Origin of the sequence: Pseudoalteromonas sp. EB27 (genome assembly GCF_001974875.1) — a bacterium.
In the GTDB taxonomy this organism is placed as follows: Bacteria; Pseudomonadota; Gammaproteobacteria; order Enterobacterales; family Alteromonadaceae; genus Pseudoalteromonas.
This window is the reverse complement of record NZ_MTQD01000008.1, coordinates 72959-89490: the sequence shown is the minus strand read 5'-3', so window position 1 is coordinate 89490 and position 16532 is coordinate 72959. Positions and strand designations below refer to the sequence as shown.

Here is a 16532-nt window from a genome sequence, read left to right as displayed (position 1 = left end):
ACTTAAAGCAAAAAAGCTGATTTAGACGTCGCTAAATAACCTATCGCTAAAATAACAGCGGTATTAACCAAAATGTAAGCAATTTTAGCCGTCATTTTAGTTTGTCTGGCGCTTTTAGCCCCAATACCAATATATATAACCACTAAAACTATTTTTTCCAATAGCCAATATTGTTCAAATGGGTTTATTTTAGCCATAAATATAAGCGTAAGTGCAGACACTAATAACAAAGTATCTATACTGTGACTGCCAATCATTACCACTTTATTTTTTGCTATATTGCCACTACCCATTCGCGAAAAAGCGCGAACATAAAATAAAATTACACTCAACATCGCAATTGCCATGTGTGAATGCTTTACTGCTAAATAATCCATATGCCCCTGTACTTCTGTTTTATAAAAATTTAATCAGGAAAACGGCTAAGAACCGCTTCTAACTCATCAAGCTTCTCGTTAAATACTTCAACCAATTTTGGTTCAAAATGAGTACCTTTTTGAGCGTTAATTTCATCAACTACATTTTGCAAAGTCCAAGGCTCTTTATAGCATCGTTTATGGCGAAGTGCATCGTATACATCAGCAAGTGCGACTATACGACCAAATACATTGATTGCATTACCGCTTAAACCTTCTGGGTAACCAGAACCATCCCATTTTTCATGATGTTCTTTAGCGATAATTGCACCTGTACTCACAATTTCATGAGGCGAGTCTTTTAAAATAGTGTAGCCTTTATCAGTGTGGGTTTTCATCACTTCCCATTCTTGGGCGTCTAACTTTGCTGGTTTATTTAATACCGCATCAGGAATGCCCACTTTACCTACATCATGCAGAGGCGACGCCAATCTTATTAAATCAGCATCATGCTTAGATAAACCATAACCCTGAGCTAAAATATGACAAATATGCGCTACACGCTTAACATGATTGCCTGTCTCGGTTGATCGTTGCTCTACCGCTTCACTTAACCTATAAACAAGCTCTTGTTGCGTTGCTTCTATTTCAGACTGGAGCTGTACATTTTCAAACGCAAGTTGCACGTTTTGAGAAAAAATCTTGATTAAATGACGCTGAGTATCTGTCAAATCCTTTGGGATCCCCGATATAAACAGCATCGAATTATGATTGTACTCACTGCTACAATACGCAAATAAGTAATTATCTTTATAAATAATACTTTTTTCATTAAGCGCCTGATGGCACGCACTTAACTGTTCAGCTTGTAATACCTCATCGAGCTCTTTACCTTCACTTTTTTCAAAATCACCGGTACCCGAGCAAACAATTAGCTTTTTATTATTTTGTGCTTCAGGGTTTTGTGCAACTAAAGTAGTTGCATACATAGCTTGATCAGCAATACCCAATAAAGATGTTAACTGCTGCATAACGCCTTCAATAAAGTGCTCTATTGAATGCGCAGAAAAAATATCACGAGACGCTATAATTATCTTCTCAAGTCCTTCGCGTGACTGCTCTATTGAAATAATATCGCGGTACGAGCGCAGGCTCGACATAATGACTGTAAATAATTTTTGAGCCGTTAGCTCCGTTTTCGATTTGTAATCGTTAATATCATAATTAATAATTACTTGTCGTTCAGGGGCTTGACCAGGTTGACCTGTCCTTAAAATAATTCGAATATGATTATTTTTAGCTTCTTCACGAATAAACTTAGCAACTTGCAAACCAGCGTCGTCGGTTTCCATTACAACATCAAGTAACACAATTGCGGCATCCGGATGCTCTTTTATAAGCTCTTTGGCTTCAGCTCCCGAATAAGCACTGATAAATTCTAAACGTTTATTTTGAAACTCAAAATCACTCAACGCTAGTTTTGTAACAGCATGAACTTCAGGTTCGTCATCAACGATTAAGACTTTCCAGGTACCAAGTTCAATCTCATTGATTGGTTCTTCTGGCTCATCTGAAAATAAAAAATCACCCATCATAGTCGAAATTCCTTCATGGCATTATTTAACGCACTAGTAAGCAATTATTATTCTTTAGGGCCACTGTGCAAACGTTACACGGTCATTATTACCAAAGTCTTTCACTGTTTTAATATTAACAAATGCCATTTTTTTGAAAAAATGACGAACAGCTTCACCTTGCTCAAAACCGTGTTCTATTAAAAGATAGCCACTAGATAACAAATAGTCACGTGATTGTGTAATTATTTGTTTAATATCAGACATTCCGAAATCATCAGCCACTAATGCCGACAAAGGCTCAAAGCGCACATCGCCCTGATTTAAATGTATATCACTGCTTTCAATATAAGGTGGGTTAGTGACAATTAGGTTGAATTTTTCACCGTGCAACTCACTAAACCAGTTGCTTTGCTTAACGTGTACGTTGTTAATCGCCAATCGCTGCTGGTTACGTGTAGCAAGTGCAACAGCATCGTTTACTCTATCTACTGCAGTAATTTGCCAATTAGGCATTTCACTACCCAGTGCCAACGCAATTGCACCAGTACCGGTGCCTAAATCAAGTACTTTAGCTGTAGCAGGTACAGTCACTTCAAGTGCTTGTTCTACTAGCGTTTCGGTATCTGGTCGAGGTATTAAGGTTGTTGCGTTAACTTCAAGCGATAAACTCCAAAACTCACGCTGCCCCGTAATATGTGCAACAGGTTCACCGTTTAAACGCCTTTGGCAAAATGTATTAAATTGCTGTTGTTGCTCAGCGTTAAGTTCATGCTCTGGCCAAGTGAAAAGGTAACTGTGAGGTTTTTGAAGAATATGTAAAAGTAAAACTTGTGCATCTAATTTAGCACTTTCGCTGCTAGGTGCTAATAAATTAGCGCCTGCAGCAATAGCTTGTTCAAGAGTTTGGCTCACGACTACTCGTCGCCCATAGCCGCTAATAAGTCAGCTTGATGTTCTTGCATTAATGGGTCAATAACACAGCCTAAATCACCCGCTACCACTTCATTTAAACGATAAAGTGTTAAGTTAATACGGTGATCGGTAATACGACCTTGTGGGTAGTTATAAGTACGGATACGCTCAGAACGGTCGCCACTACCTACTAAATCACGACGCTCAGATGCTTCTGCCGCATGGCGTTTCTCATCTTCAGCTTGTTGCAAGCGTGCTGCAAGTACCGACATCGCTTTAGCGCGGTTTTTATGCTGTGAACGCTGATCCTGACACTCAACCACAACACCGGTAGGTATATGTGTAAGTCGAATAGCAGAATCTGTTTTATTAACGTGCTGACCACCTGCGCCCGATGCACGAAATGTATCAACTTTTAAATCTGCTGTGTTAATTTGTATCGCTTCGGCCTCTGGTACTTCCGCCATTACCGCAACAGTACATGCAGAGGTATGAACTCGCCCTTGTGACTCGGTTTCTGGCACACGTTGTACGCGGTGTACACCTGATTCAAACTTTAATTGACCGTAAACGCCTTCGCCACTAATATTTGCAATAACTTCTTTGTAACCACCGTGCTCACCTTCATTGGTGCTCACAACTTCTACTTTCCATTTTTTAGTTTCTGCATAACGACTGTACATACGGAATAAATCGCCAGCAAAAATAGCCGCTTCATCACCGCCTGTTCCAGCACGTACTTCAACAAATACGTTGTTATTATCTCGTGGATCTTTTGGCAACATTAATACTTGAATTTGATCTTCAATTACCAAAATTTGCGCTTTAGCTTCTTTATATTCTTCTTGCGCCATTTCACGCATTTCAGGGTCAGAATCTTTAAGCATTTCTTCTGCACTGGCTAAATCATCTTGCGTTTCTTTGTAAGTTAAAAACGTTTTTACAATCTCTTCAAGCTCAGAATATTCTTTTGAAAGCCCACGAAAACGATTTTGATCACTAATGACCGACGGGTCGCTTAGCAGCGCTTGTACTTCTTCGTAACGCTCTACTAAGGTTTCTAATTTATTATAAACAGACTCTTTCATTTAACGGTTATTCCTGATCAATACCTAACATTTTTTTCAACTGGTTTAGCTGCGCCACTTCACCTTTTTTCGCTGCGTCTTGTATTGCACGGGTAGGCGCGTGCATTAAGCGATTGGTTAATTTATTGGCGAGCTCTAATATAATTTTTTCTGCATCTTTACCTGTATTAAGCTGACTAACAGCACGCTCTACAAGTTCTGACTTAATTGTTTGTACATCATTTCGATAATGGCGGATTAAATCTACCGAATCGAGTGAGCGCATCCACATTGCAAATTCTTTGGTGCGTTCAGTAATAATTATTTGCGCTTGCTGTGCAGCTTGCTCACGCGCTGCCATATTCTCGCTTACAATGGTTTGTAAGTCATCAACGGAATATAAATAGGCAGCATCTAGCTCACCTACTTGGCTTTCTATGTCGCGCGGAACCGCAATATCTATAAATAGCATGGGCTTGTGACGGCGCTGTTTAAGCGCTTGCTCAACCACCCCTTTACCAATAATAGGCAAAGTACTGGCGGTAGAACTAATCACTATATCGGCTTTATGTAAACGCTCTGGCAATTGCGCTAAAGCAATTACATCCGCCGACACTTCGTCAGCTAAGCTTCGAGCTCGCTCAATAGTTCGGTTCGCAACGGTAATGTTTTGTGGCTCATTTTGATATAAATGCTTGGCCACCAGTTCAATAGTTTCACCCGCACCAATTAATAAAACGTTTGTTTTATCAAGCTTGCCGTAAATATGTTTTGCTAAATTAACAGCTGCAAATGCAACCGATACAGCACTTGCGCCAATATTTGTTTCGGTTCTAACTTGTTTAGCCACCGAAAATGTTTTTTGAAACAATCTATCAAAAGTAACACCTACAGCATCGTGGGTTTTAGCGCTAAAAAACGATTGTTTTATTTGCCCTAAAATTTGCGGCTCCCCTAACACCAAAGAATCCAACCCACACGCTACGCGCATTAAGTGGTTAATAGCGTCATTACCTTCGTGACAATAAATATTATTACTCAGTTCATGTTCATCCAAACCATGGAAACTGGCAAGCCAAGTCAACAGTGTTTGGGAATTTTGCTGAGCGAGGCTACAATAGATCTCGGTTCGATTGCAGGTAGATACAATAACCGCTTCATTAAAGTCGGCATGGCCGCTTAATTGTTGCAACGCCTCTGAAATTTGCTCAGGCGAAAAAGCCACTTTTTCACGTAATTCTACGGATGCGGTTTTGTGATTTATACCTAGTGCTATTATGGTCATATTTGCCAAATATTGCTGAGCCCTACTTCAAAGGCGGTAATTTTACCAAAAATCAGCGGAATATGGAAAGTAAGGAACAACATTTGATTCGACAATATTTGATTTTATTCATGTTTTTTTTGTTTTTAGGTGGCTGTGCTCATCAAATTGATACAAAAACAACACTTTATGATGATTGGAAACCACGTTTAGCTGCTCAAAAAACTTGGCAGGTCGAGGGTAAACTCGCGTTTATTAGTCCACAAGAGCGTCAATCTGCAAACTTAAATTGGCAGCAAACAACAAATTCCAATAATTTAATACTAACTACCTTTATTGGTACGCGTATTTTGTCACTTAAACAAACAGCAAATGGTGCTGAATTAGAGTTTGACGGCGATGAGTACTTTGATACTAATGCTGCAGAGCTTTTAAAGCGTTTAACGGGGTTTACACTCCCGGTTGATAACGCCGACAATTGGCTTAAAGGCACCATTGACGATCAAAGCTTAGTCGTTGATGAGCTAGGCCGTGCAAAGCAAGTGTTATGGTTTGATAACACAGGTAAAAAATGGCAAATAGATTACGGCACTTATATACAAAACGCAGGCTATTGGTTACCAACCAAACTAACATTAAAGCATCAACAAATAAAAATAAAAATTCAACTCTACGATTGGCAATTTAAATAAATATGAATAACAAAACTTCTTTTTCACTGATTGCTCCGGCAAAACTCAATTTATTTTTACATATTAATGCTCGCCGAGAAGATGGTTATCATGAACTCGAAACCTTATTTACTTTTTTAAATTTTGGTGATGAGCTTTATTTTGAACTAACAACGGATGGCAGTATTTCTGTCGGTGGTGATACTAAAGACATACCCCTAAATGATAATCTCATCTATAAAGCGGCTTTATTATTACAAACACACAGTAAAACCTCTTTGGGTGTAAAAATAAATTTAATTAAACGCTTACCGATGGGCGGAGGTGTTGGAGGTGGCTCATCCGACGCTGCAAGTACTTTATTAGCCCTAAATAAATTATGGAAATTAGAACTAAATTTAGAAATCCTAGCCCAATTAGGACTTAAATTAGGGGCTGATGTTCCGGTGTTCATACAAGGGCAAAGCGCCATAGCGCATGGTATTGGCGAGAAATTACACCAAGTAAAACTTGAACAAAAATGGTACTGCGTTGTACACCCAAACCAACATGTAAGTACCGCAAAAATATTTACACACCCCGATTTAAAACGCGACACACCAAAAATAATAGGCGATTGGAAACACCATACTTTAACCAACGATTGTGAGCCTTTAGTTAAAAAGCTTTGCCCCGAGGTTGAAAAAACCCTCCAGTGGTTGCTAAAATACGCACCGTCGAAGATGACCGGAACAGGTTCATGTTGTTTTGTCGAATTTGCTAGTCAAGTTCAAGCACAAGATGTACTTGAAAATCTCCCCCATAATTGGCAGGGTTTTGTGGCTTCAAGCGCAAATGTCTCACCTGCTCATACGGAGTTAACCGCCATATTCGATCAATGAAGTAACGTACAAGTAATCATAAGTTAACCCGCAGTGGTATTTATCATTGCCCGTTAGTCCAAATATTCAGTGCCTGAGGAACCCTACCGTGCCTGACATGAAGCTCTTCGCTGGTAACGCAACACCTGAGTTAGCTCAAAAAGTTGCAAAACGTTTATATATTGAATTAGGCGATGCTGTTGTTGGCCGTTTTAGCGACGGTGAGATCAGTGTTCAAATAAATGAAAATGTTCGTGGCTCGGACGTTTTTATATTGCAATCAACCTGTGCCCCTACAAACGATAACCTAATGGAACTTATCGTTATGGTTGATGCTCTACGTCGTGCGTCTGCAGGTCGTATTACTGCCGTCATTCCTTATTTTGGTTATGCGCGCCAAGACCGTCGTGTACGCTCTGCCCGTGTTCCAATTACCGCTAAAGTTGTTGCCGATTTCTTATCAAGTGTGGGTGTTGACCGTGTTCTTACGGTTGATTTACACGCTGAACAAATCCAAGGCTTCTTTGATGTACCAGTAGACAACGTATTTGGCAGCCCTGTATTACTTGAAGATATGAAAGAACGCGACTTTGAAGACGTCGTTGTTGTATCTCCAGATATTGGTGGTGTTGTACGCGCACGTGCAATTGCAAAACTACTAAACGATACCGATTTAGCAATCATTGACAAACGCCGCCCTCAAGCAAACGTTTCTCAAGTAATGCACATTATTGGTGACGTGGAAGGTCGAGATTGTATTATCGTAGATGATATGATTGATACCGGTGGTACGTTATGTAAAGCCGCAGAAGCACTTAAAGAACATGGCGCTAAGCGCGTATTTGCATACGCAACGCACCCTATTCTTTCGGGTAAAGCAGCAGAAAACCTACGTGACTCGATGATTGACGAAGTAATTGTAACTGACTCGATTCCGCTATCTGACGAGCTTAAAGCCCTTGATAAAATTAAGGTACTTACGCTTGCTGACATGTTAGCAGAGACTATTCGTCGTATTAGTAACGAAGAATCTATCTCAGCGATGTTTGAACACTAAAATTAAGCATTCCTGAGTATAAAAGCGCCTTTTGGCGCTTTTTTTGTAAGCGATGTTTATTTTGTCTGGGCGTGGTGGTATGATAGCGCGCCTTTTGGCTAGGGACCTTGGTCGCAAAGGCCCTACACATTTTAATAACTGGAGACATCATGTCTAACAAAACTTATACATATAACGCTGAACTTCGCGTAGAAACTGGTACTGGTGCGAGCCGCCGCCTACGTCGCGAAGACAAAGTTCCTGCAATCCTTTACGGAGCTGACAAAGAAGCTTTATCTCTTACTTTTGCTCATAAAGATATGATCAAAGCACAAGAAGACGAAGGTTTTTACACGCATATCCTTACGCTTAACGTAGATGGCGAAGCTGTTGAAGTAATCTTAAAAGATATCCAACGTCACCCATTCAAGCCTAAGCTTACTCACCTTGATTTCCAACGTGTAGATGCTACTCATAAATTTCAAACTAAAGTTCCTCTTCACTTCATCGGTGAAGATATTGTAACTAAAGCTGGCGCAACTGTTGTTCACCAGTTAACTGAAGTTGAAATTACGTGTCTTCCAAAAGCACTTCCAGAATTCATTGAAGTAGATGTTTCTAAGTTTGTTGTTGGCGATTCTGTTCATATTTCTGACCTTACTTTCCCTAAAGGCGTTAGCTCTGTAGATTTAGGTAAAGGCGAAGGCCATGATCAGTCTATCCTGACTATCAAAGCAAACAAAGCAGCTCCAGTTGAAGACGACGCTGCAGCAGCAGAATAATTTTTAAGGTCTCGCAACCTTGAATTCTATTCAAATGCTTGTGGGCCTGGCTAATCCAGGCCCCGAATACGCAAACACACGCCACAATGCAGGTGCTTGGTTCATCGAGCAAATCGCTGCACGCTACAACTGCACCCTAAAATACGATCCTAAATATCACGGCCTTACAGGCAAAGTGATCATTCAAGGCCAAGAATTCAAATTATTGATCCCCACTACTTACATGAATTTAAGTGGTAAAGCGGTCAGTAGTTTAGCTAATTTTTTCAAAATCCCTGTCGAGGACATTTTAGTTGCCCATGACGAATTGGATTTAGACCCGGGCGTTGCCAAATTAAAAAAAGGCGGCGGGCATGGCGGTCATAATGGTTTAAAAGACATTATTGCAAAAATGGCAAATCAAAAAGACTTTATGCGCTTGCGCATTGGTGTAGGTCATCCAGGGCATCGTGAAATGGTTACTGGTTGGGTGCTTGGAAAAGCGGCCAAAGCAGACCAAGAAAAGATGGATGCTGCTGTTGATGAAGCAGTTCGTTGTATGGAAATACTTGCAAAAGATGGTGTGTTAAAAGCACAAAACAGACTACATTCGTTTAAACCCTAATAACTTGGGTTCAAGCACATCGTTTAAACGAATCTAAACAAGGTATCTTACTATGGGTTTTAAATGTGGCATCGTTGGCTTGCCTAACGTTGGTAAATCAACGCTTTTCAATGCACTAACTAAAGCGGGTATTGAAGCCGCTAACTTTCCTTTTTGTACCATTGAGCCTAATACAGGTGTGGTACCTGTGCCAGATCCTCGTCTAGACGAACTTGCTAAAATAGTAAACCCTCAACGAGTTCTTACCACCAGTATGGAATTTGTAGACATTGCTGGCTTAGTAAAAGGCGCATCTAAAGGTGAAGGCCTTGGTAACCAGTTTTTAGCTAACATTCGTGAAACCGATGCAATTGGCCACGTAGTTCGCTGTTTTGAAGATGAAAACATCATCCACGTAGCAGGCACTATTGACCCTGCTGATGATATTGACGTAATCAATACTGAGTTAGTACTTGCTGATATGGATAGCGCTGAAAAAGCCCTTTTCCGTAATTCAAAAAAAGCAAAAGGTGGCGATAAAGACGCTAAAGAGCAAAATGCTGTACTTGAAAAAGTAAAAGTGCATCTTGACGAAGGCTTAACTTTACGTGGTCTAGCACTAACTAAAGAAGAAAAAGCAGCAATCAGCTCTATTAATTTCTTAACGATTAAACCAACAATGTATATTGCAAACGTTGCTGAAGATGGTTTTGAAAATAACCCGTACCTTGACCGTGTACGCGCTATTGCAGCAGCTGAAGACGCGATTGTAGTTCCTGTATGTGCCGCTATCGAATCTGAACTTTCAGAACTAGATGACGAAGACAAGCTTGAGTTTATGGCTGATCTTGGTTTAGAAGAGCCGGGTCTTAACCTTGTTATTCGTGGTGGTTATGAATTACTACAATTACAAACTTATTTCACAGCTGGCGTAAAAGAAGTACGCGCATGGACAATCCCTGTAGGTGCAACAGCACCACAAGCAGCGGGTAAAATCCATACCGACTTCGAGCGTGGCTTTATTCGTGCGCAAACTATTGCTTTTGACGACTTTGTTGCCTTTAAAGGTGAGAGTGGCGCAAAAGAAGCAGGTAAGATGCGTCAAGAAGGTAAAGAGTACATTGTTAAAGATGGCGATGTAATGAACTTCTTGTTCAACGTATAAGTACAAATTAAACCAATTTAACTTGGTAATAATTTTTAAAGGCTCGTTTTTACGAGCCTTTTTTTATTTAAGCATTATAAAAATAATAATTAACCTCAACTAGTCTATCTTTGTAATATCGCTTAATGAAAGAAGTACAGGGTTAATTAAGATTCCGCGCCTTAAAGGCAGCTAAAAAAACAGCATTTTTATTAAATTTTAGCCTGTTAGCTTAATTTTCCTGCAAACAAACACAGTTAAGTGTTTTTTTGCAAAAAAGGTGTTGACGAATTTGGGTCATATCAGCATAATACGCCCCGCACTCAGCGATGAAGTGCTAACAAAAAAAGATGGCTAAGTAGCTCAGCTGGTTAGAGCACATCACTCATAATGATGGGGTCACAGGTTCAAATCCCGTCTTAGCCACCATTATTTTTTTGTTGCTCAATGAAGAGTTTAAAATAACTACCTTGTGTGCGGGAGTGGCGGAATTGGTAGACGCGCTGGATTTAGGTTCCAGTATCTTAGGATGTGAGAGTTCAAGTCTCTCCTTCCGCACCATAATTCTTGATAAGAATTAAAATTATCAATTGTTATTGTTGGGATATCGCCAAGCGGTAAGGCACCAGGTTTTGATCCTGGCATTCCCAGGTTCAAATCCTGGTATCCCAGCCAACAATGGCTAAGTAGCTCAGCTGGTTAGAGCACATCACTCATAATGATGGGGTCACAGGTTCAAATCCCGTCTTAGCCACCATTTCTTCTTTTAGAAATGGCTCTGCAAGAGTTAAATTGCAGCTCAATGAAGAGTTTAAAATAACTACCTGTACTTTATTGTACAAACGATGCGGGAGTGGCGGAATTGGTAGACGCGCTGGATTTAGGTTCCAGTAACTTCGGTTGTGAGAGTTCAAGTCTCTCTTTCCGCACCATTTCTTGATAAGAAATAAAATTATCATTAATTCTTTGTTGGGATATCGCCAAGCGGTAAGGCACCAGGTTTTGATCCTGGCATTCCCAGGTTCAAATCCTGGTATCCCAGCCAACTTCTTCTACCAAGGAAAGTTGGATTAAAGAATTGCTCTAGCTTAGAGTTTAAATTGGCAAATTGTTGATGCGGGAGTGGCGGAATTGGTAGACGCGCTGGATTTAGGTTCCAGTAACTTCGGTTGTGAGAGTTCAAGTCTCTCTTTCCGCACCATTTCTTGATAAGAAATAAAATTATCATTAATTCTTTGTTGGGATATCGCCAAGCGGTAAGGCACCAGGTTTTGATCCTGGCATTCCCAGGTTCAAATCCTGGTATCCCAGCCAACTTCTTCTACCAAGGAAAGTTGGATAAAAGAATCGCTCTAGCTTAGAGTTTAAATTAGCAAATTAGTGATGCGGGAGTGGCGGAATTGGTAGACGCGCTGGATTTAGGTTCCAGTAACTTAGGTTGTGAGAGTTCAAGTCTCTCCTTCCGCACCATGTTCTTATTAAGAACTAAAATTAATATCAAATTTATAGTTGGGATATCGCCAAGCGGTAAGGCACCAGGTTTTGATCCTGGCATTCCCAGGTTCAAATCCTGGTATCCCAGCCAATTTGACTCCCCTGACTAAAACTTCTCAAAGCTCATTAACTTCAACTTACTTTCTCTGCATTTAAATAAACACTTATAAATTCATCTATTGTTATTGGTTTACTATATAAATACCCTTGTAAATAATCACAGTTAAGATTCAACAACGCCTGTTCTACTTCTTTAGTCTCTATTCCCTCAGCAACTACATCGCAATTTAATCGACCCGCTAAAAACAATGTAGATTCTACAATGGCGTAATCAGGCGAGTTAATAAGCATATCTTTGACAAACGACTGATCAATTTTTATTTGATTAATTGGCAGCTCTCTTAATAACGACAGCGACGAAAAGCCAGTACCAAAGTCATCAACACTAAATTTAAACCCGCGCATACTCAACTGTTGCATCATTTTTCTAGCAGCCGGTATATTTGTCATCATTGCACCTTCTGTAATTTCAAAAATTAACGAGTCGCTTAATGTAGGGTCGGTTGCGAGTAAACTAATTATAAAATCGTAAAACTCGCTGCTTTCAATATCTTTCGTCGATAAGTTGACATGTATGGTACCGGTGAAACCAAATAGTTTTAGATTTCTAATGTGATTAACGGCTTCTTGTACAACCCATTTCGATAAAGGAAAAATAAGCCCTGTACGCTCAGCTACGGTTATAAACTTTTCAGGACTAATAAAGCTACCATCATCTTGCGGCCATCGTATAAGCGCTTCTAGGCCATGTAATTGCAGATCTTTAGAGTCCATTATGGGTTGTAAATAAAGCTCAAACTCATCTTTATGTAATGCCACTTTAATTTTGGCTGATAAATCAAAAAAGTCCTCAGCTCGTTTACCTATTGCAGATGAGTAATTTACCAAAGGTTGAAATGTTTTTTTAGCTTCATGCAGTGCCAAGTCAGCTTTTTTTAATAGCTGATCGGGCAATCGGCTATCATCAGGAAAACGGCTTACGCCTATACTTAACTGTATTTTAACCATTTGCTCATTCGTACAAAACGGACTTTTGACGGCTGAGTTTATAATGTTTACACAATAATTCATGCTTTCATCTGTATCGGTATGCAGTAAAAATGCAAACTCATCACCTCCAATCCGATATAACTTAGCAATGCCGCATAATTCTTTATTTAGTTTATTGGCAAATGCAGCCAAGAGTTGGTCACCACACTGATGCCCAAACGCATCATTAATTTGTTTAAAGTTATTTAAGTCGATATAAAATAGTGAAAATGGGGAAGGATATTCAACTTGTTTACTCAGAGATTTAAAAAACTTATCGCGGTTAGGTAGAGTTGTTAAGTTATCGTGCTCAGTTTGATATTTTTGATACTGCGTTGCTTGCTCTATTTTAAGAATACTTTTTAAGCTCAGTTTAATAACTAAAAAAACAAACCCACCACCGCCAAGCAACAACATAGCCACCATATTCATAACGACGGGTGCAATGTTGTGATTTGAAAAATAATAAAGTACCCACCAATACCCTATAATAAAAAAAATAATAGCGCATAGCAGTACACTCCATGCTCTTTGCGATGTTTTTTTACAAACTTTAACGGTTGTTTTTAAGCTAGCAACAAGCAGTAGCGCACCTAAAATAATTATTACTGTAAAAAAATTATCCACACACAGGCTCTTTAAAGTTATTAAATTGCGATTTAGTGATGTAACACCAGTTAAATTAAAACCGTGTTCAATATAGCCGAGTCACTATTTGCTGACTTAAAAACAGGCATAAAAAAAGGCTCATAAATGAGCCTTTTAAATACCTACTTTAAATTTAGCCTAAATCACCGCTAATTGCGTATTTTAAAACCCAGTTTTTTATTGGCCCCGTATTATTGGCCATTTTTAAAAACTGGCTACGTGCCCATTTAAGTGGCGTAATGTTATTTGAAAACCCAAAGTAACACGCGTCCATCATGCTCATCATTAATAAATTAGCCCTGCGGCGGGCTCGTTCGTATTCTTTAAGTTTCAGAGGGCAACCTATATCTCCTGCTTCGTTTAAAACTTCAGCAAGTGCCACTACGTCCTGAAAACCTAAATTAACGCCCTGCCCTGCAAGAGGATTAATTGTATGCGCTGCATCGCCCACTAAAACCAAACGCCCTTGCGAATAGCTATTTGCATGTTGGCGAGTTAGCGGAAATATCGCATGGGTTTGTACTTCAAAGTCTCCAGCAAGTTCTGGGAACTTATTCAGTATGTGCGTTTTTAACTGAGTTGGGTTTAGCCCTTTAAATGCTTGTAGTGTATTTGCATTGTCGTACCAAATTAAATTAGCATACGGTGCCTGCATTGGTAAAAATGCTAATGGCCCGGTTGGTGTAAACTGTTGCCATGTTTTAATTTGTTGCGGGGCATCGAGTTTAATTAATACCCCCATGCAATGCTGTTGGTACTGCCATCCCGTAATACCAATATTAGCTTTATCACGCAATTGCGATTGCCCGCCATCGGCGGCAATTACTAAATCAGCCGTATAGGTTTGATCACCATACACAAGCGTAATTAAATCATCCGTTTGCTCTACTTTAGTTACCGGTAATGATTGCTCAATAACCTCAATCTTGTAATGCCCAAATTGCTGCCACAAACTTGCTTGAATTAGACTATTTTCAATCAAGTGGCCTAAATGTGTCGTGTTTATGTCGGCGCAATCAAATAATAAATTGTCACCACCGCGCTCAAAAGCCTCTAATTGTTGATAAGGTGCTATGCGATTTTGCCTTAAAAGAGGCATTGCGCCTAATTCATCAAGTAAATTTTCTGAAAAACGATTAATAGCAGACACTCTAATATCCACCTTATCGCTACTAAGAATGTGCGATGGGTCTATTAGGTGTTTTTCAATTATGCGCACGCCAAAGCCTTGTTGAGCCAGCTTTATCGCCATAGCCGCGCCAACCATGCCTCCGCCAACTACTATCACATTATTTTTAGTCATGTTTTTCATCATTTTATTATTACTTGAGTCTGTTTTGATTGTATCAAAATTAATTTGTTTTATACCAGAGGATATCCCTAACAGCTGATTAAACTCGCTCTGTATTGATTTGAGATCACAAACATGAAAACTATACTTGGATCTGGGCGGGTATCCAGCTAAAATACGCCTCCTTTAAGTGAGCATGCTTGCTCCTTAATCCTGTTTCTAGCACATTTTTGTGCCACTATCGAATTGAACACGAGGCAATATTTCAATGAGCAAAAAGCTGCATATTAAAACCTGGGGTTGTCAGATGAACGAATACGACTCTCAGAAAATGGCTGAACTTTTAGATGCCACCAATGGCTACCAGCTAACTGATGATGCAACAGATGCCGACGTAATCTTACTTAACACCTGTTCAATTCGTGAAAAAGCACAAGAAAAAGTATTTCACCAGCTAGGTCGTTGGAAGTTGTTAAAAGACGACAAGCCAGATTTAATAATTGGTGTAGGTGGTTGTGTTGCCTCACAAGAAGGCGACTCTATTCGCCAACGTGCACCATTTGTAGATGTAATTTTTGGCCCGCAAACGCTACACCGTTTACCAGAAATGATTAAACAAGTGCAAGGCGATAAAGGCTCATCGGTTGTTGATATTTCATTCCCAGAGATTGAAAAGTTTGACCGCCTGCCAGAGCCAAAAGCAGATGGCCCATCTGCGTTTGTATCAATTATGGAAGGCTGTTCTAAATACTGTACTTTTTGTGTTGTACCGTATACTCGCGGCGAAGAAGTTAGCCGCCCAGTAGATGACGTATTACTAGAAATTGCACAGCTTGCTGAGCAAAACGTACGTGAAGTAAACCTACTAGGCCAAAACGTAAACGCATACCGCGGCGACACGCACGATGGCGAAATATGTTATTTCTCAGATTTAATTCGTCTTATTGCTGCTATTGATGGTATTGACCGTATTCGTTACACCACATCGCACCCGGTAGAATTTACGCCAGACATCATTGACGTTTACGCTGATGTACCAGAGCTTGTAGATCACTTACACCTACCAGTACAAAGTGGTTCAGACCGTATATTAAACTTAATGAAACGTGGCCATACGGCAATTGAATACAAATCGACAATTCGTAAGTTACGCAAAATTCGCCCTAACTTAAGCATGTCGTCAGATTTCATTATTGGTTTCCCAGGCGAAAGTAAAGAAGATTTTGAAGCAACCATGAAGCTTATTAGCGACATTGGTTTTGATATGAGCTTTAGCTTTATTTACAGTGCACGCCCAGGTACGCCAGCGGCAGATTTGCCAGATGACGTAACAGAGCAAGAGAAAAAAGAACGCTTATACTTACTACAAAACCGTATTACACAAATGGCACAGCAAATTAGCCGTCAAATGTTCGATACAGAGCAACGTATACTTGTTGAAGGTCCTTCTAAAAAGAACCCAATGGAATTACGTGGCCGTACCGAAAATAACCGTGTAGTTAATTTTGTTGGCCCGCACACAGTGATCGGACAGTTTGTTGACGTACGTATTACCGAAGCACTACCTAACTCTTTACGTGGTGACTTAATTCGTACAGAATCAGAAATGAACTTACGACGTGAAATCGCTCCTTCAGCTATTTTAACTAAAGCTGCAGCTGCAGAGCCAAAACCAGACACTGTTAACGAAATTGGCGTAGCTACTTTCGTTCCTTAGTCAAAATTATTAGCGCCAGTTAACGCTGGCGCAGTACTATA

The 16532-nt window shown here is 39.9% G+C and carries 14 protein-coding genes and 10 tRNA genes; 17 read left to right on the top strand and 7 right to left on the bottom strand.

The window, feature by feature from the left end; all coding sequences use genetic code 11:
* Positions 1–2: 2 nt before the first annotated feature.
* The 5 genes from BW142_RS10530 to hemA are packed head-to-tail and all read right to left on the bottom strand — an operon-like array spanning position 3 to position 5197.
* On the bottom strand, positions 3–377 hold the full coding sequence (locus BW142_RS10530; protein ID WP_024597766.1) for a SirB2 family protein: 375 nt from the start codon (positions 375–377) through the stop codon (positions 3–5).
* 29 nt (positions 378–406) lie between these two features.
* Positions 407–1951: a response regulator gene (locus tag BW142_RS10525; protein ID WP_024597765.1), complete on the bottom strand. Its 1545-nt coding sequence runs from the start codon at positions 1949–1951 to the stop codon at positions 407–409.
* Between the two features lie 54 nt (positions 1952–2005).
* A complete protein-coding gene (gene prmC, locus BW142_RS10520; protein WP_076924830.1) occupies positions 2006–2845 on the bottom strand; it encodes a peptide chain release factor N(5)-glutamine methyltransferase in 840 nt (279 codons plus the stop codon).
* 2 nt (positions 2846–2847) lie between these two features.
* Entirely contained in the window at positions 2848–3933 is a 1086-nt protein-coding gene (gene prfA / locus BW142_RS10515) for a peptide chain release factor 1 (RefSeq protein ID WP_024597763.1), read from the bottom strand.
* 7 nt (positions 3934–3940) lie between these two features.
* Positions 3941–5197 carry a glutamyl-tRNA reductase gene (gene hemA, locus BW142_RS10510; protein ID WP_024605248.1) on the bottom strand — a complete coding sequence of 419 codons (1257 nt, stop codon included), beginning with the start codon at positions 5195–5197 and terminating at the stop codon, positions 3941–3943.
* 83 nt (positions 5198–5280) lie between these two features.
* On the opposite strand from hemA, the gene lolB reads away from it, so the two are divergent.
* From lolB to BW142_RS10430, 16 genes are all read left to right on the top strand, one after another.
* Entirely contained in the window at positions 5281–5868 is a 588-nt protein-coding gene (gene lolB, locus BW142_RS10505; protein WP_024598309.1) for a lipoprotein insertase outer membrane protein LolB, read from the top strand.
* A 2-nt stretch (positions 5869–5870) separates the two neighbouring features.
* On the top strand, positions 5871–6728 hold the full coding sequence (gene ispE, locus BW142_RS10500) for a 4-(cytidine 5'-diphospho)-2-C-methyl-D-erythritol kinase (protein WP_076924829.1): 858 nt from the start codon (positions 5871–5873) through the stop codon (positions 6726–6728).
* An 88-nt stretch (positions 6729–6816) separates the two neighbouring features.
* On the top strand, positions 6817–7764 hold the full coding sequence (locus BW142_RS10495; RefSeq protein ID WP_007583957.1) for a ribose-phosphate pyrophosphokinase: 948 nt from the start codon (positions 6817–6819) through the stop codon (positions 7762–7764).
* Between the two features lie 149 nt (positions 7765–7913).
* Positions 7914–8525, top strand: a complete 612-nt coding sequence (locus BW142_RS10490) for a 50S ribosomal protein L25/general stress protein Ctc (protein ID WP_008171830.1) — start codon at positions 7914–7916, stop codon at positions 8523–8525.
* A 19-nt stretch (positions 8526–8544) separates the two neighbouring features.
* Entirely contained in the window at positions 8545–9129 is a 585-nt protein-coding gene (gene pth / locus BW142_RS10485; RefSeq protein ID WP_024605251.1) for an aminoacyl-tRNA hydrolase, read from the top strand.
* A gap of 52 nt (positions 9130–9181) precedes the next feature.
* Positions 9182–10273, top strand: coding sequence for a redox-regulated ATPase YchF (gene ychF, locus BW142_RS10480; protein WP_007583951.1), 1092 nt, complete (start codon positions 9182–9184; stop codon positions 10271–10273).
* A 331-nt stretch (positions 10274–10604) separates the two neighbouring features.
* Positions 10605–10681, top strand: a tRNA-Met gene (locus BW142_RS10475).
* 47 nt (positions 10682–10728) lie between these two features.
* A tRNA-Leu gene (locus BW142_RS10470) sits at positions 10729–10813 on the top strand.
* 39 nt (positions 10814–10852) lie between these two features.
* A tRNA-Gln gene (locus BW142_RS10465) sits at positions 10853–10927 on the top strand.
* A 5-nt stretch (positions 10928–10932) separates the two neighbouring features.
* A tRNA-Met gene (locus BW142_RS10460) sits at positions 10933–11009 on the top strand.
* A gap of 90 nt (positions 11010–11099) precedes the next feature.
* Positions 11100–11184 (top strand) — tRNA-Leu (locus tag BW142_RS10455).
* Positions 11185–11222: 38 nt separating this feature from the next.
* Positions 11223–11297 (top strand) — tRNA-Gln (locus tag BW142_RS10450).
* Positions 11298–11368: 71 nt separating this feature from the next.
* Positions 11369–11453: transfer RNA gene (locus BW142_RS10445), tRNA-Leu, on the top strand.
* Positions 11454–11491: 38 nt separating this feature from the next.
* Positions 11492–11566: transfer RNA gene (locus BW142_RS10440), tRNA-Gln, on the top strand.
* Between the two features lie 71 nt (positions 11567–11637).
* Positions 11638–11722: transfer RNA gene (locus BW142_RS10435), tRNA-Leu, on the top strand.
* A gap of 40 nt (positions 11723–11762) precedes the next feature.
* Positions 11763–11837, top strand: a tRNA-Gln gene (locus tag BW142_RS10430).
* Between the two features lie 41 nt (positions 11838–11878).
* Here the strand turns inward: BW142_RS10430 and BW142_RS10425 are convergent.
* Positions 11879–13462 (bottom strand): bifunctional diguanylate cyclase/phosphodiesterase, encoded by a 1584-nt coding sequence (locus BW142_RS10425; protein WP_076924828.1) that lies wholly within the window; start codon positions 13460–13462, stop codon positions 11879–11881.
* A 154-nt stretch (positions 13463–13616) separates the two neighbouring features.
* Positions 13617–14786, bottom strand: coding sequence for an FAD-dependent monooxygenase (locus tag BW142_RS10420; protein WP_253188817.1), 1170 nt, complete (start codon positions 14784–14786; stop codon positions 13617–13619).
* 256 nt (positions 14787–15042) lie between these two features.
* Here BW142_RS10420 and miaB point away from each other — a divergent pair, with 256 nt between their 5' ends.
* Entirely contained in the window at positions 15043–16491 is a 1449-nt protein-coding gene (gene miaB, locus BW142_RS10415; RefSeq protein WP_024598305.1) for a tRNA (N6-isopentenyl adenosine(37)-C2)-methylthiotransferase MiaB, read from the top strand.
* The last annotated feature ends 41 nt before the right edge of the window (positions 16492–16532 follow it).